Here is a 19,679-nt window from a genome sequence, read left to right as displayed (position 1 = left end):
AAATGGGAGCTTTAAGCTCCCATTTTTATTGCTTCGAAACTAATTTGATGGTGTTCCAAGGTTAGTTAGGTAGAACATTGAACGTCCTATTACCGTTTCAAGGATGCGAGCAGAGTCGGTCCCGAAGCTATTCAGCATTTTTTCGCGAAACAGACCATCTGAACTGACATTGAATGCTTCGGGACTTTTGACCTGTGAGGCATGAAAAAACATCAGTTTGATAACGTATCGGAATTGTTCATTGTCTAAAGCATTTTGCCATGATTGAAGAAAGACCTCTTCCGAAGCGAAGTCTAGGTTTTCTATAACAATCGATAACATGTGCTTGTGAAGCACTGTTCGGATAGCACGTGTCGATGGATAATAGCCCTGAAGCGTTGTTAAACTAATGCCAATTTCCTGAGCAATCCTTGCATAAGTTAGAGCTTCATGTCCTTCAGCCAGAAAAAGGTTCAATACGATTTCATCGTAGTTTTTTTGATTTTCTAGTTTCTGTAATTGAGTTATTCGAGCCATTATAAATCCCACATTAGGTGTGACATTCTGTATAGAAATTACGGATTGAGGATGTTAACAAAATATTCCGTAATAGACCTTAAAAAACAAAAAATTACGCATAAAAAGATATAATTAATCGATAATTTATACATAAACTACTGTTTAGTGTGAAAAAAGGCCACTTAACTAAGTGGCCTTTGATTTTTTAACAGTGTTATCTTATGACTTTGCAAGGCTAGAAAGGGTACCAGAACAGCTGCTCTTCAAGTACTCGCTTTGTGATGGCGAGTATTACGACTAATGCGATAACGGCTAAACAAACAAAATCGACACGTTTCAAAGGTGCATAGCTATACCAAGTACGCGCTTTGTGTCGACCAAAACCTCGCAACGTCATTGCATTAGATATCTCGTCTGCGCGGTCCAAGCTAGAGAAAATAAGCGGGCCTAGGACCTTAGCTACATTTTTGATTCGAGTAATTAGGGGCGCTTTCTTCGAAAGCTCTACACCACGAGCCTGTTGGGCGTGCATGATATTGACGAAATCTTTCTTAACTTCTGGCAAGTAACGTAGCGTTAAGCTCACCGCATAAGCTATTTTGTAAGGAACACCGATACGGTTGAGGCTGGCAGCAAATTCAGTTGGATGCGTAGTAAATACGAATATCAACGCAACCGGGAACATGCTCATGTATTTAAGCGTTACCGTGACTAAGTAAAACAGGGTCTCTTGGCTTAACGAGTAGTTGCCAGGTAGCGTTAACAATATGTTCTCGCTACCGATAAGCTCAGTACCTTGCTGTGGCGCAAGGAGGTACATGAATAAAGCATTTAGGCTTAATACACTCGCCGTACCCAATAACAAAGGCTTATACACGCGTACAGGGACATTGGTAAGCTTCAACAGGTATAAACCAGTCACAATAAGCAGCGTAATCAATCTTAGGTCAAACGTAGTTAACACCACGGTTACCCAAGCCAAGAAGAGTGCAAATTTGGTGATGCCGTTGAGTGCGTGAAGCGGTGATTTTGTATCAATGTAATTGATGCCGAATTTTACTTTTGATGCGTTCATTGAGCACTTCTCTCGTAGTCGATGAAGTATTGCATGAACGCATTAGTATCGTCGATTTTCATCATGGTCGCGAGTTCATAAATGCTGGTGGTACAAAGATTTGCGCGTTCTAGAAGTGATGGTTGGCTAAATACTTCTGTCATCGCCGCATTAGCGATGAGTCTGCTGTCTGCAATCACAATTGAACGCGTGGTGTATTCTAAAACGAGGTGCATGTCGTGTGAAATGATCACAACGGTGATACCTAGGTCGCGGTTGAGTTTTTGGATGAACGCTAACATTGACGTGTAGTTTCGGTAATCTTGGCCAGCTGTTGGTTCATCCAAGATGAGAAGTTCAGGTTCCAACACTAAGATAGAAGCGATGGTTACACGTTTTTTCTGGCCGTAGCTTAGTGCTTCGATCGGCCAATGGCGGAACTTACTCAGCCCACACAACTCAAGAACATGCTCTACTTTTTCTGTGATCAGTTCTTCTGCAATGTTGCGGTTACGAAGACCAAAAGCAATCTCATCAAAAATCATATGATGCGAGATCATATGATTTGGGTTCTGCATCACGACACCAACTTTCTGGCTTCTTTCAAAGATAGAAAGTTCAGATAGGTCTTCACCATTTAGATAGGAAGAGCCTGAATCGGCATCGATCACACCCATGATGAGTTTGGTTATGGTAGATTTACCCGAACCGTTTTTGCCTAGAATCGAAACAAACTCACCTTTGCCAATCTTGAAGCTCACATCTTCGAGTGCGTTTTTCTCGCCGTCGTAAGAATAAGTCAGACCATGAACTTCAAGTAAAGGTGGATATTGCTTATCTGCTACTGGGGCAGGGCGCTCAGCAAACCAAGCTTGAACAGCAGGGCGGAACCTTTTGTAGTCTAAAGCTTTGAGGTTTGACAGCTTATCTTCGCAGGTTAGTGGGGCTTTCGCCGCCTTAAGCGCCGACAAGTAAAGCGGTTCACGAATACCGTGTGTATCAAGTAATTCAGAAGCTAAGATTTCATCGGGTGTCGTGTCAGCGACGATTTCACCACGTTCCATTAAGATCACGCGATCGATATCGCGATGCAGGACATCCTCAAGGCGGTGCTCGATAATCACGATGGTCTTGTTGGTTTCTTTATGCAGCTGATCAATGATCTCAATCGTTGCCTTACCTGTTTTCGGGTCAAGGCTTGCTAGAGGTTCATCGAACAGCAATATATCAACGTCATCAACTAAGATACCCGCTAAGGACACTCGCTGTTTTTGACCACCTGAAAGGTCATGAGGTGAACGTTCAAGCATGTCCGCTAGATCGACCATTTTTGCAGTCGACTTAACTAACGGGTACATGTCAATGTTCGACATCAACTGGTTTTCGAGTGCGAAAGCGATGTCTTCACCGATACTCAAACCTACAAACTGGCTGTCAGTATCTTGTAATACCGTGCCGACTTGCTCGGTATAATCGTGCATCGAAAACTCAGAGATATTCTTGCCGTTTATCTCTAAAGAGCCGGTTACCTCACCTTTGATTGCATGAGGTATCAAGCCATTGAGACACTGACCTAGGGTAGATTTACCACTACCACTTGGCCCAATAATGACGATTTTCTCTCCTTTCTCTATCCTTAGATTGATATTTTTTAGCGTCGGTTTGTCCAGCGACTCATATCTAAAAGAGAAGTTCGAAAATGCTATAGTCATTATCGCTTATGCCTCAGTCAGGTTGCGGCTTTGTTTGTTGCGTTTAGCGACTGATTTTAGGATCAGGAAGCCCACAACAGCGATCAGAACTGTGTTACCCGCTGCGATGATAGACAGTTGAGTGAAGACTTTAGTAAACGGTTCAGCGTATAGGATGGTGTCTAGGAACGCAGAGCAGCCATAGCCTACAACGTTACCTGCAAGGGCAAGTATCACGAACAATACAAAATCTTTCATTGGAAGCTCGCCTTGCTGAAGGCGATTTTTGGTTATTATTGGGAAAAGACCGATAACCATACCTACGATACCTGAGCCTAATACCCAAGTTAGCCATACGCCCCAACCTGCAAATAAGTCGGTAACCCAGTGGCCAATAAAACCAACCAAGAAGCCAACAATAGGGCCAAATAGAACCGAAAACAGTGCAAGGACGGCCATTGCTGGTTTCAATGTCGTGTTCGCAAACACTGGGACACCAAACATAGGTAAACCACCAATGCCGTACAGCGCCGCGCCAATGGCAATAACGACGACTGTTTTAGCTGAAAAGTTCATAGATAACCTCGAATACAGAAAGATAAAGCATGATAAAGAACGAATATTCGCCATTAGTAATATGCGTCTCAATGAGAACATTTTTTGGGCAAATATAAAAAATAAGGCGCGCATTATACAGTAGAACCCTTCCATAAGGGAAGATAAGTGTCTAGATGTCTAAAATTCCACCTTAGTAGGCTAATGTGGCGTAAAAAGCACAACTTTATGGTTAATCAAGCAACAAAAAAGCCAGAACAGATCTGGCTTTTTCATTCATATTAACAATGTGTTAAGTAGTTTTCTCTTTGTTCCACTACAGTTTAGTGGTCAAGGTATAGATAATTTTGCCAACTTTTCATACGAATAAGCACTTTACGCATAATAGATACATGAGTGAAACTGTCAGAATAAACGGCAACTTCAACCGCGGTACCCATAGGTAAATGGTATTCCGATAGATCATCGGTGATGCTTAATTTAACAAACACACGACCACTGGTACGCAATGCATCAGTACCTAGAAGCGCGCCTCTAGCTTGGAATTGGCTCTCACCGATAGCTGGAATCACCTCATCAATGCGCCCTTTGAATACTTCCCCTGGTAGCGCTCTAAACAAAAATTCTGCTTCGTAACCAGGTTGTAGGCGTTGTAAGGAGTTTTGTCTGAATGCTGCAGTATAGAACTGTTCTTCGGTGTGAACAAAAGTCATAACGGGTGCTAGTGGAAGTGGCACAGCCATTACACCAGGGCGCAGAGCAAGTTGAGTTACGTAACCATCGGTCGGTGCTCGTACCACGGTTTGCTCTAGATCGAACTGAGCTTTACGCAATTCGGCCAATAAACTCAAAACCGCGGTATTCTCGCCACCAATTTCAGAGTCCAAGGCGATTTTTGCTTGTTCTAGATTTGCATCTGCCACTTTCACGGCGGCTTCCGATGCTTTGTAAGCTTGTCTGCGAGTGTCTAATTGTTGCTCAGTAAAGGCGCCACTGTCATAACCACGTTTATAACGAGAGAATTCACGTTGGGCTTTATCTCGCTCTGCGATGGCTTTGATTCTTGCGGCTTCGGCTTCGGTTACTTCCGATTCCATACCGAGAGCGCCTTGGCTCGCCTCTTTTACTTTCGCCTCTAATCGTGCGACTTCAGCTTCAAATGGAATAGGGTCGATCTTGAAAAGAATATCCCCTTGCTTAAGAGGTTTATTTGCCTCTACAGGCACTTCTATAACTTTACCTCTTACACCAGAAACAACCGGCGTTGTTGAGTAAACTTGGTTACCAATTTGAGTAAAAGGGTGGTTGTAGTTCATCAATAGGATCAATGTACCTATGATGATAACACCACCAAGAACGGCGGTAGGTACAGTCCATTTGTTTAGCGGGATATTAAACACTTTGAAAATAGTGATACAAAGTGCCGCGTAGGTCATTATCAGCAGTAAATCCATTACTTAACCTCCTGATCTTGATCGTTGTTTTGAACTTTGTCTGTATTCACTTCTACGGAATTTGCCTGTTTGAGTTGAGCAATTTCTTCCTGAAGCGTGCTAACCTGGTCGATCAAAATATCAACACGATGATGAATGTCGTGTTGTTCTTCTTCTAATTTAGCGAAGCCCCAGCCACGATCTTTACGCCATAGCGTTGCCCAGATCCAAAGGAAGGGCCAAATAGCATGTAAGGTGAATAGGCTAACCCAGCCTGAGACGTGAATAGCATCTTGATGAGGGTGATTGCGTTCTTTTGCTATTTCGTAGGGAATATCGTGAATAACGATGATGCCGTAAAAGATTACTAATGCTACGAAAATAAGTAGGCCGAGCGCAAAGTAGTCTAAAAACATAACAGATCCTTGTAATGTTAGATATTAGTTATAAATATACTACGCTATCATCCAAGTAATTGTTATAAAAATGATTTATCGAGTTGAAAATAATGTGTGTTCGCTTCTAATGTGAGCATAATAGTTATTGGTTTTTATAAAATCCAGTTAGAGGCAAGGTGAGTCGGTGGCTAATTTTAGGTTCGATTAACGCCAAAAAGTGGGTGTTAATATGAAATTTTCAGAATGACAAACCGTAATTAGCCGAATCATCGTAACAGAAATCATGCAGGCTAGGTTGAAATGGCATACATATCACTGAGGATAAATACGGATGTATATAGGTGAACTTGCCGCGATAGGTGCGGCTATTGTGTGGGCGTGTGCGACATGGATTTACGGACAGTTCGGTCATCGCTTCTCTGCGATGCAGTTGAATATTGTTAAAGGCGTCGTGGCTTCTGGCATGATGTTACTTGTGATGCCCCTTATTCCAATGCCAGAGTTTGAAATGAGTGCGAATCACTTTTGGATACTGGCCATTTCTGGTGTCATTGGCATCGCGATTGGAGATAGCGCGTATTTTGCGGCATTAAAAAGAATTGGCGCGAATAAAACCTTGTTGCTTGAATCTTTGGCTCCACCTCTTTCTGGTGTATTGGCATTAATGTTTTTAGGTGCTGCATTGACGTTGCAAAGTTGGCTCGGTGTTGTTATCACGACTTTAGCCGTGACATTTGTCGTTTTTCAGCCGTCTCAGTCTGTGAATGGGGAGGCCGATTCTAAAAACAAAGCACAATGGAGTGGTATTGGATTTGGGCTTGTGGCGAGTGTTTGTCAGGCTTCTGGAGTAGTGATTTCCCATTATGCTTTGGTGGCTGGTGATATTCCCCCATTGTTAGGAGCGCTGATTCGCCTCACGATAGGTGTGTTTGTCGTGATGCTGATTATCCCTTTTGTTGAGAGTAAGCCTTACTCGTCTATGAAAAAAGATTTATGGGAGATGACCAAATTCGACAAGCTGTGGCTTTTAGGGGCAATATTTGTCGGAACATTTTTGGCGCTGTGGCTTCAGCAGGTTGCGTTGAAAAATGCCAACCCAGCAATTGCACAAACATTAATAGCGACCAGCCCTGTCTTTATTTTGGTGATCTATGTGCTCAAAGGGGAAAAGATCTCGAAGCAAAGTGTCATCGGGACACTTGCTGCGTTAGGTGGAATCTCTCTTTTTTTCTATCAGTAGTTTGGCTTAAATTATTCGGTACAAGTTTGATTACGACCGTTAGCTTTAGCTCGGTACAAGGCTTTGTCTGCTCGGTAGAAGGTACGTTGAGTATTCTCTCCCTCGCGGTGTATTGTGATACCAATACTTACGGTTAGACCGCGCTCTCCTAAGATCTCATGCCAGCCGAATTGGAAAATACGTTCTCGATAATTCTCAGAGTGCATTTCCGCTTTATCAAGGTTAGTGTTTTCAAGGATAACTAAGAATTCTTCTCCACCAAACCTAACACATGAAGCTCCTCTAAATTTAAAGTAAGAACGCAGCTCTTGAGAAACGCTAACAATCGCTTTATCACCCACTAAGTGACTGAGTTCGTCATTGATTGATTTAAAGTGGTCAATATCGACAACCATCAATGCGAAAGGTGTCTCGTGTAGGAGCAAGTCTTTGAGTTTTACGTCTAGCCAACGACGGTTGTGTAAACCTGTCAGTGGGTCGGTGAAAACATCTTGTTGTAGTTGAGCCACTGCGTTTTTGTGCTGTTCGGTGGTTTCTTTCAACTCACGATTTTCTTGTTCAGAGAGAATTAGCTTCAGTTGTAGTTCAAATCGCGAAAGACGACGTAGTTGGCTCGAGCCCAGTTCGCTGATAGGGATCTGTTTCATGAGATCCGTTTCAATGCGGTAGCCCTTTTTCTCATAGTTCAATGCTTCTTGAAAGCGGCCTTGGTTCATACACACATCACTCAAGGAGTCGTAGAAGCGCTTTGCGAGAACGGGGGATGAGTATTCATTCACACGTTTGTCTGTGCTCGATAAGATCATGCTTGCGTATTCTTGTTTACCAATAGCACTTAAACAATATGCCGTCTCTAAGCGAGTCATCGTAGCAAGCCAATTTGCTTGAGTATTATTGACTGGATACTGAATCTTAGTCAGACAACGCAGTGCGTCGTGATGTTTCTTCTTAGCGCGAAGCACTTTTGCTTGGTAAAGCAGTATTTGAGCTGTGAGTTGTTTGTCGCTGACGAGAATACTGAGTTCATCACACTCGTTAAGCAAATCACTGGCCGCAGTAATACGATTAAGCAACAGCAAACTTGCCACCATATGAAGCTTAAACTTGAGTCGAAGTGAGCGACTACTTATGGCATGGTCAATACTGTTGATTTTCTGGTAGTAGCGAAGGGCTCTACTGTGATCTCCGTAGGCATCACAGAGGTTGCCCATACCCAAAATAGCCATGACGTATTCATCAATGTAACCGTGTTCAACGGCGATTGACGATGAGCTCACGAATTCATTCAATGCTGAGGTATAATCGCCAATTTCAACCAAGCGGTCACTTAAGCTGGTTTTTACCGTAAGAATGTCTTCGATATCAACAGGCAAGTGCAGAAGGTTTAGTGCATGCCTTAATTCTTCGATACTGGTTTGATTTTGTTGTAATTCAGCGCGATATTCAGAACTGATGATATAACAGTGCGCTTGCTCCGTTTTGGTTGTCGAAACGTGTTGGCGAATATGGTTCCAGAAGATGATCGCTTCTTCACCTGAGACCGATGAAGGATCTAAACCGGCATCGGTGATCTTGCTTAATAGAGTTTCCATCAATTTAGCACCTCGGCATCGTCTTCTTCTAGTTGTTCAAGAGTGAACGGGAACGTCAATATGTCATTGAGGCTGACGGTTGGCTTCGAACCTTTTAGTCCTTTTCTATGCCACGGATAAATTTCAAGCATGGTGCTGAGAGTTTGGAAAGTTTTCTCTGCAGCTTCCCCTTTTTCAGAAAGCATAAGAGCGACTCGCTCTGAACTCAGTCTTGAAATGAAGTCATTCTGATTACACAAGGTATGAGCAATCTCGGTGCAGACATCTAAGTAATCGGTATCGATGTGCTGAAACATAATAATGCTGTGGTTTGAACGTTTGAGCTCTGTTTTAAAGAGCACCAGTTGTTCCCACCAAAAGGTTTCGGAAACGACATGAGAGAGGTGCTTTTCAGGGTCGTATTCGTGTTGGCCACGGATACGGTTAATCAATTTTCTTGCTCGCTGTTCAAGTTGGCGCTTTGAATTGCGTGCTTTATCTAGGCCAACGCGGTTGGTTTGCTCTCGAAGCATACCGATAGAATATTGGCGGTATTTTTTAAAGGCGATTAAAGCTGCGTTAAAATCTTGGTTTTCTTCAGCGACTAACGATTGTTGATAACAAATTTGACTGAGTAGTTCACCGTTATCGAATTCGTTTGCAGATTGTTCAGCGAGTTTAAGCAATTCAGCGGCATGTTCGGGCCTTTTTCTCAGAAGCTCTAATCGAGCTCGACTGATATAGGAATGCGCTTTCATCCATACGAGGTTATGCTCAACAGCTAGGCTGTGCGCTTTGGCTGTTGCCTTTTCTGCATCATCTAAACGCTCTAAACCAAGAAGCGCAAGACCTCTGAAATCCCACACCTCGGCATGCCAGGTATTATCTTTATGATCTTTTAAGGCTTCTTCCGCACCATCGAGTACCGACAGCATTTCAACATAGTTATTGAGTAAGTAGTAATCCCACGCGAGCAATATTCTTGCTTTGCCTTCTAACCAACCGATACGACTGTTGTTTGCAACTTTTACGGCAAGTTGGTGTGTAGAGCGCGCTAGCTTGTATTCGTGGGTCATTCGCCAAATGTTGCCAAGACCAATGAGGCATTCGATTTGTATCTCTACCTCATCAACTAGCGCAGATTGTTCTAAGGCGTTGATCCAGAATTGTTGGGCAGAGTAATACTTGGCTTGCCCCCAGAATTGGAGTGCGTGCAGGTGGAGAATTTCAGGGAGAAAAAGATCGGTGTCTAATCGGCTTTGTCGCTTGTAGGCTTCCTTGATGTATTTTAAACCTTTTTGGTAGTCCATTAGGTTCCAGCAACATCTGGCCATCAACATTAATGACTGGATCGCCCCCTCTTCAAACAAAACTTGTTCTGACCTGACGAGACATTGTTGAGTAATCTCAAGGATCACTAACGGTTCAGAATCGACGCGAGTTTTGAGTTGTTCTAATTCTGTTTCAAGAAGGTACTGATTTTTGTCCAAGGCTTAGATCCATAATTATCGAGCATATTGATAACACAATCATTATAAGAGTGTGATTTAGGATAAGCACCAATTATCTTTCCTAGAGCGTCAAAGAAACATCTATCTTTTCCAATTATGGGTGTTACCTCATGTTGTTGCTTTAAAATCAATGAGTTCCCGAATAAATATCTATATGCTTCGCTGCTATGAAAGTAGTTGCTTTAGGGTTAATGGCTGCTCCGCGACACCTAAGCGCTGCGCGGCTGTAAGGCCCTGCTTATCTTGGTAGCACAGATTGTGCCAAGCTCTGAATATATCGAGCAATGGAAGGATGCCCCCAGGACGAAGCTTACGTCTAGGTTCATTGATAAAGCTATCAAATAGCAGTTGAAACCGCTGCTGATAAAACTTAGTTTGCTGAATTGAAGCAGTGTTAAACCACTGTTTTGGCTCTGGATTATTACCTGTTAGGTAGCATATGCCTTTCTGGTTGTCACCTTGATTTGCGATAGCCCAGCGATCACGCCACCAACTCATATGGACGATATCGATTTTTTCAAAACTTTGATCGTCTTGCCAGCCTGAATCTTCCTCAACATACATCAGGTCAATATTTTGACTCTGAATGCGCGGCAAACAAACGCTGAGAGCGGCAGATCTTAGTAATGGATCTTGTGGCATATAAATAGCGACGTGTTTGTTTTCGTCACACATATCAAGCACATGCAAGAAATGAGCATAAGAGGTATAGGGTGGTCGAACTAGCGCGCCTTTAGAAGGGTAGCTGAATGCGGTGAGGTTCCCCATTGGGTCTTCAACGTTACCTCTGGCAAGAATCACTTGGTACTTTTGTTCAATACGCTCTTTTAGCTTATCTGATGGCTGGGGAAGCTCTAGATTCGCTTCTGACGAATGCTCCTTTGATACAAAGCGTGCAACGTCGTCGTAAGGGTTATGATCGACATTCCCAGACGGTTCTTCGTTCTGAGAGTAATTGACGTGCTGACAAAGGATATAACCAGAATGTGCCTCGCCCGTTGCTATCCAAAGGACACCATTATTACTTTGCGGCTGTAGACGCTGATAATGCGAAGCAAATTGGTAATTTTTTGCATGATTAACCCATCGTGCATCGATCATTGCCAACTTACGACGACAACGACTCGCGATATGGTCAACATGATCATAGAAAGTCTTTGGGTTGATCTCTAATTTTCTGCAGATCTCACGTACGGAATAACCCATGAACAATAAGCCCATGAGGTTCTCTTGAAACTGAAGTTTTTTATTGGATCCAGACCACTTATCAACGAAGGTTGATTGGCAGTCTTTGCATCGATAGCGTTGCCTGTCACCACTATAGCCAAAGGCATGGTAAAGATGTTTATGGGTATGAACCGATAGGCCAAAGTTCTCGCAATCATCATTACGACAAGCAGGGAGGCCATCGCTGTGAAGTTGTCTTAGGCGATGAAGTTCGCTTAACACTTCACGATTGTTAAGTAAGGGGGGGAAAGCTCCACACTCACGACAAACCATCGCTGGACGCTTAGGATTCGCATGTTGCAAAACATATCGTTTTGCATCGCTCAAGCCAAAGTTGTCACACGCCAATGTTTTACAAAAGTTGAGTTGTAATCCATCCGCATCTTTTGGCAGCTTGTCGTTGGACACGATCGCCCCCTCGGGGTTATTTAGGCAGCCAAGCGAACTTGGCTGCGAGGTATTGCGTTTCAATCTATGTATTGTCAAAAACTAGCTAGTGTAAAAGAGATAGCTATTTTCTTTTAATTAGATGTTGATTGCTGTTTCAAGAGCAACGGTCATCATGTCGTTGAATGATTTTTGACGATCTTCTGAACTTAGTTTCTCACCACGGATGATGTGATCAGATACTGTAAGAATTGTTAGGGCTTTAGCTCCTAAGTCTGCAGCAACACCGTAGATACCAGCCGCTTCCATATCAACACCAAGGATGCCTAGTTTTTCCATTTTTTCGAAAAGGTCAGCTTCTGGAGTGTAGAAAAGGTCAGCAGAGAATACGTTACCAACTTTAACTGGAACTTCTTGTGAACGCGCTTGTTTTACTGCTTCTTCTAGCAGACCGAAATCAGCGATAGCAGCGAAGTCGTGGTTGTTGAAACGAATACGGTTTACTTTTGAGTCAGTTGAAGCACCCATACCGATAACAACGTCCATTAGTTTAACGTCGTCACGTACCGCGCCACAGCTACCTACACGAATAACGTTTTTCACACCGTACTCAGCGATAAGCTCATGTACGTAGATGCAGCATGATGGGATACCCATACCGTGGCCCATTACAGAAACTTTCTTGCCTTTGTAAGTGCCTGTGTAACCAAACATGTTGCGAACGTCACAAACTTGCTTCACGTCATCAAGGAATGTTTCCGCAATGTATTTTGCGCGAAGCGGGTCGCCCGGCATAAGTACTGTTTCTGCGAAATCACCAGCTTGAGCATTAATATGAGGTGTAGCCATGGTCGTTCTCCAAAGTTTATGCGGTAATGATAGGAACAGGATTTAATCAATTACCGATTCTGTTGAATTGAATTCGTTTTGTTGAGGCAATATTAGCGAGTTGGAACGAGGCTCCATGAGACTTTAGTCACAAAACAGGTCTACCATTATAGTTTTATTAATATTGATAACCAAATCTGTTGAAAGCTTAAAGGCAATCGATTTTGTTTGGTAAGATCGTTGTATATAAAGAGAAGAACGCGCTGATTGGCTCAAAACAGATTGGCTTTTTAGTTGTAACTAACCGTTGTAGAGACATTTGATCAGCGATAATCTAAACTTTGATAAAAGACAAACCAAGGAATTGTATGTCGTATTGCGCTAACACTACGCCTTTGCACTCTATGAGAACACAGATACGTAAGGTAGCTTTGCCTCTAGTGAGGGTCACCTTGCTTGTGGCGGCGATGGCTTCGTCGTGTGTGTCTGCGGCGACCTTTGAACTGCCTCCGGCGGAAAGCCGCATCGTCGGTAGGATACAACAACACGAAGTGGCTGCTGGCGAAACGTTAGCCAACATTGCGAAACAATACGATATTGGCTTTCTCTCTTTAATGGCAGCAAACAAAGGGGTGGATCCTTTTCTTCCTGCAGAAGGCTACGTGTTAAGTATTCCTAGCCGTTTCATTTTGCCCGACACCCCAAGAGAAGGGATTGTCATCAATCTTGCTGAGTTAAGGTTGTACTTTTTTGAGCCGGATAAGAACCAGGTTCATGTTTTTCCTGTAGGCATTGGTCGAGTAGGGCGTGATACACCCGAGATGATCACCAAGATAAGTCAGAAAAGACCTAATCCAACTTGGACTCCTCCCAATTCAATTCGTAAAGAGTATTTAGAGAAAGGTATTGAGTTACCACGAGTGGTCCCTGCGGGTCCTGAGAATCCTCTAGGTGAGTATGCATTGCGACTTGCTTATGGTGCGGGTGATTATCTTATACACGGCACTAATAAAGATTTTGGTATAGGCTTGCGAGTCAGCTCCGGATGTATTCGCATGGAACCGAAAGATATCGAATGGCTTTTTGAACAGGTTAACCGCGGTGAGCAAGTCACAATCATCGATGAGCCGATCAAAGTCTCTTTAGAACCCGATAGAAGCGTGTTTGTTGAAGCGCATGAACCATTGACGCGAAGTGATGGTTCTAAGAAGGCGTTGCAGATTCCGGTTGAACTAAAATGGTGGCTTGAAGATGCTGATTTGCCAAATTCAAAGGCTAAAGCGGTTATTTTTGCTCAAAATGGTGTGCCGGTTGAGATAGCACCACCGCACCATTTGTGACTAAGTTTTAGTTCGAAAGGTTCTTTGAAAAGCATCACTGCTGTTCACTTTCTCTCACTCTTTTTACCCTTTCTTTTTTCTTTATTCCAAATAAAAAACACCACCTCTATTCGGAGGTGGTGCTATCAATTTACTGCATTTTGCGACTGATATAATCTACAGCTTAATTGCGTATGTCTTTATTACTTAGTGTAAGACTCTGCAATGTTGTCGATACGGTCGTTAGCACGATCCGCTTCTTCTTTTGCTGCCATAGCGGCTGCAGATGCTTCTTGAGCCTTCATTTCAGCGGCAGCTTTGTCACTCTTAAGCGCTTCAACTTCGCTGCTTAGTTCAGCAACTTGGTTAGTCAATTGATCCATTTCTGACATTGCAGCTTCTTCTGGCTCAGAAGAACAACCAGCTAAAATGAAAACTGAGGCTGCAGCTGCGATTAACGTCTTATTCATAAGAACTCCTTGCTTATTTATCATCAAAAGATGCGCTATACATTCTTTATCATATAGTCGCTTCATTAATGATTGTAGCGACTAATTTTTTAACTGCAAAAACAATAACTAAAGAAATTGCTAAATTTTTGAGGTAATTAGCTAAGCATCACGTTCTGTCTCATTTATGAGATGGAGAGATTAGAATCGATTTTTGTCTTATTTGGAAGGACTATCCCTTTAGTGTCAATGCATACAATATACTAGGCAACTTGAGATATAAGGATAAATTTACTGTGATCTCTATCCTTATAAAGTACTTTCGCGGTATCATGTCACGTTAAATTAATTTTATTCAATACCATCAAGACTGGAGAGTCCTTTGCACTTTAAAGATTTAGGCTTAGACAACCGCTTACTGAAGAACTTAAAACATTACGACTTCAAGAAAGCGACAGAGATCCAATCAAAAGCGATCCCTGTTGCTATTGCCGGTAAGGATCTATTGGCTTCATCAAAAACGGGATCAGGAAAAACGTTGGCGTTTGTGTTGCCAATGATACACAAAGCATTAAAAACCAAAGCGTTTTCTGCTAAAGATCCTCGTGGTGTAATTTTGGCTCCTACTCGTGAGCTAGCTAAGCAAGTTTATGGCGAACTCCGTAGTATGCTTGGTGGTTTGTCTTACGAAGCCGCACTTATCTTAGGTGGTGAAAACTTTAACGACCAAGTTAAAGCTCTGCGTAAGTACCCTCGCTTTATTGTAGCGACTCCAGGCCGTCTTGCGGATCACCTTGAGCACCGCTCCCTATTTTTAGATGGTGTTGAGACGCTAATCCTTGATGAAGCTGACCGTATGCTTGATTTAGGCTTTGCTCCTGAACTACGTCGTATTGCGAATGCCGCTAAACACCGTCGACGTCAGACTCTAATGTTCTCTGCAACGCTCGATCACGCGGAAGTGAATGGTATTGCAAATGAGATGTTAGACGCGCCGAAGCGTATCTCGGTGGGTGTTTCTAACGAGCAACACTTAGATATCACACAAAAGTTCTACTTGTGTGATCATCTAGACCACAAAGAGGCGATTCTTGACCGTGTATTAGAAGAAGCTGAATACCGTCAGGTTATGATCTTCACGGCAACTCGCGCAGATACCGACCGTCTAACGGAAAAGCTGAACGAGAAGAAGCTTAAAGCGGTTGCACTAAGTGGTAACCTAAACCAAACGCAACGTAACGCGATCATGAGCCAATTTGAGCGCGCGGTATACAAGATCTTGGTAACAACAGACGTTGCTTCTCGTGGTATTGATATTCCAAACGTAAGCCACGTTATCAACTTTGATATGCCTAAGCACACGGAAGAGTACGTTCACCGTGTTGGTCGTACTGGCCGTGCTGGTAATAAAGGTGATGCGATTTCATTGGTTGGTCCAAAAGACTGGGACAGCTTCAAGCGCGTTGAACTTTACCTTCAGCAAGATCTTACTTTCTCTATTTTAGAAGGTTTGAAAGGTAAGTTTAAGGGCATTAAGCCGCGTAAACCCGCTGTTGCTAAAGGCGGTCCAGCGAAGAAGAAAACCAATACTCAAGCTAAGAAAACGCCTAAGAAACCGGTTAAGCGCGATAAAAGCTTCCACAAGAATGTGGCAGTGGGTGATACCGTGTTTATCCCTAAGAAGAAAGTTGCTCCAAAAGCGGACGACGAGTAATCAACTTGCGTGACCTAAAAGCTTAGCTTTGAAAGGTTGATGCAAATAAAAAACCGCCGATGATGGCGGTTTTTTTGTATCTGTACCTTGTGTAAGCCTTAACTTTCGGTACTTACAGGCGGCAACTCATGAGGCTCGATGAGCTCTTCCTCGCTAGAAATTGAACGTTGAGAACGAGTACGCCAAGATATGGTCTGCGATGTATTTATGAGTTGCTGTCGTTGGGTGTGTCACGCCCCAAAATACATAACTATCCGAGCCATATGTCGCGCAGTCGCTGGTTAAACTGTGGCTTCGTAAATAGTCGGTCGATGAGCTTCTTTTGATATTTAGGCAGGCATCACTCGCATTCCTAAAGCCATGCTGCTCAGGATTATTAGTGATACTGGCAAAGAGTGCGTTTGCATCGAACAACACCACGTTTTTCCCCATGCCTTGATAATATTCGGCTTGAGCTTTGATGAATTGGTTGAACTCTAAAATCTTGCCACGAACTTTAATGATCTCTTGCTCGGTCGAATATTTAAATTGCGGAGCCTTGGTCGCATCGGGCAATGTGAATAGTAAGATATTGTTCGCTCCAGATTCTGTTAAGCGGATCAAAGCGCTACTGAAGTCGGCTTTTACATCGGCGACCTCTCTGCCGTAATTCATGAAATCATTGAGGCCAAATTCTAACGTAAATAACGAATTTTCCGGGCGGTAGTTTTTCGCAACTTTCATGTAGGTCAAGTAAGACGTAACTTGGTCATAAACACCAGTCAGTGCGACGTATTGATTGGTACCTGCTGCGCCACCCACGGCCCAGTTATAAAGAGGAACGTCTTTGGCTTTAGCTAAATATTCGGTCCAAACCAAACCGTTTGAAAAGTGCCCTAGAAACCATGAGTTTGCATTTGGGAAAACCCATTGAGAGCCATTAAATAGGTTGCCAGTATCAGAAAGGCTATCACCAAAGGTAACAATACGATTGATACTATTGGCTTGCACAGCGTTATCGTTGGTCCAGATTGAGTGATTGTAAGAGAAGCGATTGTCTGCGGCAAAATAGGTGATGTCTCCGACATCATGTTGGAGGCCGAGAGTCTGTTCACAACGCTGTTTGATTTCAGATTGTGGGGCGTCACTGTAAAACATATTCTTGAATGAGACTGAAGACCACCAGTATCCATTTATCGTGTAATAATCTCCATTTTCCTTCTTTGCCCATTGCCAATCTGTGGCTGGAGAATCATGTGATGCGTCGGTTCGATACCAACATCGAACATAGGAATAGGTTTGTTCTCCTTGTGTTTTTAGAACCTGTGCAGACGTAATCGATTCAGGAGTGGGTATAGAATTTTCTTCAGATGCATAAGCACCAAAAGGGATGGTTAACGCGAGCATCAAAGCCGTATTTTTCATCACTGCAATCTCTTATTGTATTTAGGTAAGCCAAATAAAGACGTTGTTTTGTGTTGCTTGTTATTCTTAATAACTGAATAGCGAATAACTGGTACGACCTATATCTAATGTCAATAATTCTCGTCAACATATTCAACCTCTGGTTGTCCCATAACTGGCATAAGCATCAAATTTTCAACGGCTTTTCTATTGTTCGAACAATCAAATATAAGACGAAGTTTGCCATTGGATTTTGGTTAGTATTTGTTCCTTAGTAGGCTTTCATTGGTGAGTACTCACGAGTAACCTGGACGTGAGCCACTATTGTGGAATCGAATTCGATTTTTCTAAGTCATGTAATAATGTATTTAAATCAGTTATTTACTGTTGGGCATGTTGTTAGGAGACATAGGTTGAATGTTAATCACCGCTGTTTAATTCAAGTTCATCATCACAAATATCAATCTCCAATTTTCTTTTTTATAAAATTCTAACCTAGGGTTCCTTTACTCATCAGAGGTCTAATCTGTTTAAGGAAAGAGCATTGAAAAAGATATTAATTTGGACGATCGCCTGTCTATCCAGTTTTGGAGCCTACGCAGGCACAAGCGCATCGGCATTAGAAGCCAGTGGATACACAGAAACGAAATATCCCATTATGTTAGTACATGGTCTGTTTGGCTTCGATACATTAGCGGGTGTGGATTACTTCTATGGCGTACCTGAATCTCTAACCAAAGATGGTGCGAGCGTCTATGTAGCGCAAGTATCAGCGACCAACAGCTCTGAAGTCCGTGGCGAGCAGTTGTTGGCTCAAGTTGAGACACTGTTAGCCGCGACAGGGGCAAGTAAGGTGAACCTTGTCGGTCACAGCCACGGGGGACCGACAGCGCGTTATGTCGCATCAGTTCGTCCTGATCTGGTTGCCTCTGTGACAAGTATTGGTGGCGTCCATAAAGGATCTAAAGTTGCCGATCTCGTGCGTGGAAGCGTGTCAGAAGGTTCTCCCGCAGAAGGTATCGCGGTTAAGTTGGCTGGTGGATTAACTACGCTCATTAACCTGTTATCTGGTGGAACGGATCTTGACCAAGACGGTCTCGCATCTCTTGAAGCTTTAACGACGGAAGGCTCACTTGCATTCAATCAGTTTTACCCTGAAGGCGTTCCGACGTCTGAGTGCGGTGATGGTGAATGGCAAGCCAATAACGGTGTTTATTACTATTCATGGACAGGGTCATCCACTTTTACCAACCTTCTTGATCCTACCGACGGAGCGATGACAATCCTTGGCTTAGCCTTCAATGAACCGAATGACGGACTAGTGGGGGCATGCAGCGCGCACTTAGGCAAAGTGATTGGCGACGATTATAAAATGAATCACCTAGACGAAATTAATGGTTTGCTGGGGATTCACCATCTCTTTGAGACCGACCCTGTGACGCTCTATCGTCAACACGCCAATCGATTGAAGCTGGCTGGCCTTTAGGTTGCCTACCCATTTATTAAGACCTTAAGGAACACATAATGAAAAAGACCGCCATTTTGTCGATAACCACGATAGCCCTGATGAGCACAGCGGCGGTCTTTTTATATCTAAAAAAGGAAGACCCAGATTTACATAATGACGAAAAACGAAGCGCTTCTTCATTAAAGGTCGCCTCTCAACAAGATACCGACATCGATAACGCATCAGCCAAAGACATGATGGAATATTTCGTGTCAGGCAATACAGAATTAACCCTTGAAGATATTCGTGACAATGTCGCAAGGCACCACGAACAATCACCAACAGTCATTGTCGATGAGGCACTGTTTACCAAATATCTTGAATACAAATCAGCGTTGACATCTATAGATGTTCAATTCGATACGATCTCAGCAGAAGATTTGCGTTTGCTCAATCAAACGTTACTCGATCTCCAGGCTCAATTTTTTAGTCAGAGTGAGATAAGTATTCTGTTTACCCATGACAATAAAATGAGGGAAATAGCCTTAGAGAAATTGCTTCTGAGACAGGAAGGTTTAGCCGAGCAAGATTACCAACAAAGGTTCGAATCGTATTTGTCTGAACAGCCCAATTACGTTCAGTCGAGTTATCAGAACCAGGTGTTACTCCAACAGCTTTCTAGCTCTGAAGGTCTAGATGAACAAGCGAAATATTTGAAGAGAAACGAATTGGTCGGTGAAGAAGCAACCCAAAGGCTTGAATCTCTGGATCAGCAAAGAGCCGAATTTGAAGAAAATTTGAAGGTTTACTTTGCCGAGCGAAATGACATTTTGAACGACTCCGCCCTCTCAGAAAGCGAACTACAAGAAACAATTGCTCAACTTAGGGCGGCGCGCTTCGCGCCAGAACAGGTTCGAAGGGTTCAAGCAATTGAACGAATCAGAGCTGCGAGTCTGGGACTGTGAATTTAGTTC

General features: G+C 43.1%; 17 protein-coding genes. 5 read left to right on the top strand and 12 right to left on the bottom strand.

What is annotated here, in order from left to right:
- Nucleotides 1–39: 39 nt before the first annotated feature.
- The 6 genes from IQO02_RS17565 to IQO02_RS17540 all read right to left on the bottom strand — a co-directional run bounded on the left by IQO02_RS17565 (nucleotide 40) and on the right by IQO02_RS17540 (nucleotide 5,647).
- Entirely contained in the window at nucleotides 40–516 is a 477-nt protein-coding gene (locus IQO02_RS17565) for a TetR/AcrR family transcriptional regulator (RefSeq protein ID WP_010431603.1), read from the bottom strand.
- 217 nt (nucleotides 517–733) lie between these two features.
- The gene (locus tag IQO02_RS17560; RefSeq protein ID WP_016793217.1) at nucleotides 734–1,573 is read right to left on the bottom strand and encodes an energy-coupling factor transporter transmembrane component T family protein; all 840 of its coding nucleotides are present in this window, start codon (nucleotides 1,571–1,573) and stop codon (nucleotides 734–736) included.
- A complete protein-coding gene (locus tag IQO02_RS17555) occupies nucleotides 1,570–3,264 on the bottom strand; it encodes an ABC transporter ATP-binding protein (protein ID WP_010431598.1) in 1,695 nt (564 codons plus the stop codon). The genes IQO02_RS17560 and IQO02_RS17555 overlap by 4 nt, the downstream gene beginning before the upstream one ends.
- A gap of 6 nt (nucleotides 3,265–3,270) precedes the next feature.
- Nucleotides 3,271–3,819 carry an ECF-type riboflavin transporter substrate-binding protein gene (locus IQO02_RS17550; RefSeq protein ID WP_010431596.1) on the bottom strand — a complete coding sequence of 183 codons (549 nt, stop codon included), beginning with the start codon at nucleotides 3,817–3,819 and terminating at the stop codon, nucleotides 3,271–3,273.
- 302 nt (nucleotides 3,820–4,121) lie between these two features.
- Complete coding sequence (locus IQO02_RS17545) at nucleotides 4,122–5,252, bottom strand: HlyD family secretion protein (protein ID WP_016767392.1); 1,131 nt, start codon at nucleotides 5,250–5,252, stop codon at nucleotides 4,122–4,124.
- Nucleotides 5,252–5,647, bottom strand: coding sequence for a DUF3302 domain-containing protein (locus IQO02_RS17540; RefSeq protein WP_010431581.1), 396 nt, complete (start codon nucleotides 5,645–5,647; stop codon nucleotides 5,252–5,254). Before IQO02_RS17540 ends, IQO02_RS17545 begins: the two co-directional genes overlap by 1 nt.
- A 313-nt stretch (nucleotides 5,648–5,960) precedes the next feature.
- Between IQO02_RS17540 and IQO02_RS17535 the strand changes: the two genes are divergently transcribed.
- Nucleotides 5,961–6,869: a DMT family transporter gene (locus tag IQO02_RS17535; RefSeq protein WP_010431578.1), complete on the top strand. Its 909-nt coding sequence runs from the start codon at nucleotides 5,961–5,963 to the stop codon at nucleotides 6,867–6,869.
- A gap of 11 nt (nucleotides 6,870–6,880) precedes the next feature.
- Here IQO02_RS17535 and IQO02_RS17530 read toward each other — a convergent pair whose 3' ends face one another.
- From IQO02_RS17530 to deoD, 4 genes are all read right to left on the bottom strand, one after another.
- Nucleotides 6,881–8,461, bottom strand: a complete 1,581-nt coding sequence (locus IQO02_RS17530) for a GGDEF domain-containing protein (protein WP_010431576.1) — start codon at nucleotides 8,459–8,461, stop codon at nucleotides 6,881–6,883.
- Nucleotides 8,461–9,930: a hypothetical protein gene (locus IQO02_RS17525; protein WP_016767394.1), complete on the bottom strand. Its 1,470-nt coding sequence runs from the start codon at nucleotides 9,928–9,930 to the stop codon at nucleotides 8,461–8,463. The genes IQO02_RS17530 and IQO02_RS17525 overlap by 1 nt, the downstream gene beginning before the upstream one ends.
- 186 nt (nucleotides 9,931–10,116) lie before the next feature.
- Complete coding sequence (locus IQO02_RS17520; RefSeq protein ID WP_010431571.1) at nucleotides 10,117–11,586, bottom strand: hypothetical protein; 1,470 nt, start codon at nucleotides 11,584–11,586, stop codon at nucleotides 10,117–10,119.
- Between the two features lie 117 nt (nucleotides 11,587–11,703).
- A complete protein-coding gene (gene deoD, locus IQO02_RS17515) occupies nucleotides 11,704–12,414 on the bottom strand; it encodes a purine-nucleoside phosphorylase (protein WP_010431568.1) in 711 nt (236 codons plus the stop codon).
- Nucleotides 12,415–12,761: 347 nt separating this feature from the next.
- Between deoD and IQO02_RS17510 the strand changes: the two genes are divergently transcribed.
- The gene (locus IQO02_RS17510; RefSeq protein ID WP_016789924.1) at nucleotides 12,762–13,733 is read left to right on the top strand and encodes a L,D-transpeptidase family protein; all 972 of its coding nucleotides are present in this window, start codon (nucleotides 12,762–12,764) and stop codon (nucleotides 13,731–13,733) included.
- 182 nt (nucleotides 13,734–13,915) lie between these two features.
- Here IQO02_RS17510 and IQO02_RS17505 read toward each other — a convergent pair whose 3' ends face one another.
- On the bottom strand, nucleotides 13,916–14,182 hold the full coding sequence (locus IQO02_RS17505; RefSeq protein WP_016767397.1) for an Lpp/OprI family alanine-zipper lipoprotein: 267 nt from the start codon (nucleotides 14,180–14,182) through the stop codon (nucleotides 13,916–13,918).
- 361 nt (nucleotides 14,183–14,543) lie between these two features.
- Between IQO02_RS17505 and IQO02_RS17500 the strand changes: the two genes are divergently transcribed.
- Nucleotides 14,544–15,875, top strand: a complete 1,332-nt coding sequence (locus IQO02_RS17500) for a DEAD/DEAH box helicase (protein ID WP_010431556.1) — start codon at nucleotides 14,544–14,546, stop codon at nucleotides 15,873–15,875.
- A 153-nt stretch (nucleotides 15,876–16,028) separates the two neighbouring features.
- Here IQO02_RS17500 and IQO02_RS17495 read toward each other — a convergent pair whose 3' ends face one another.
- Nucleotides 16,029–17,279: an SGNH/GDSL hydrolase family protein gene (locus IQO02_RS17495; protein WP_016791062.1), complete on the bottom strand. Its 1,251-nt coding sequence runs from the start codon at nucleotides 17,277–17,279 to the stop codon at nucleotides 16,029–16,031.
- A 523-nt stretch (nucleotides 17,280–17,802) separates the two neighbouring features.
- Here IQO02_RS17495 and IQO02_RS17490 point away from each other — a divergent pair.
- Together IQO02_RS17490 and IQO02_RS17485 are read left to right on the top strand one after the other, a co-directional pair.
- Nucleotides 17,803–18,744, top strand: coding sequence for a lipase family alpha/beta hydrolase (locus IQO02_RS17490; protein WP_010431550.1), 942 nt, complete (start codon nucleotides 17,803–17,805; stop codon nucleotides 18,742–18,744).
- A 38-nt stretch (nucleotides 18,745–18,782) separates the two neighbouring features.
- Nucleotides 18,783–19,670, top strand: coding sequence for a lipase secretion chaperone (locus IQO02_RS17485; RefSeq protein WP_010431547.1), 888 nt, complete (start codon nucleotides 18,783–18,785; stop codon nucleotides 19,668–19,670).
- Nucleotides 19,671–19,679: the final 9 nt, after the last annotated feature.

It is taken from the genome of Vibrio sp. OPT24, assembly GCF_015163545.1.
GTDB classification, from domain to species: Bacteria; Pseudomonadota; Gammaproteobacteria; order Enterobacterales; family Vibrionaceae; genus Vibrio; species Vibrio cyclitrophicus.
Note: the sequence above shows the minus strand (reverse complement) of the source record. Positions and strands in the feature narration are given on the sequence as shown.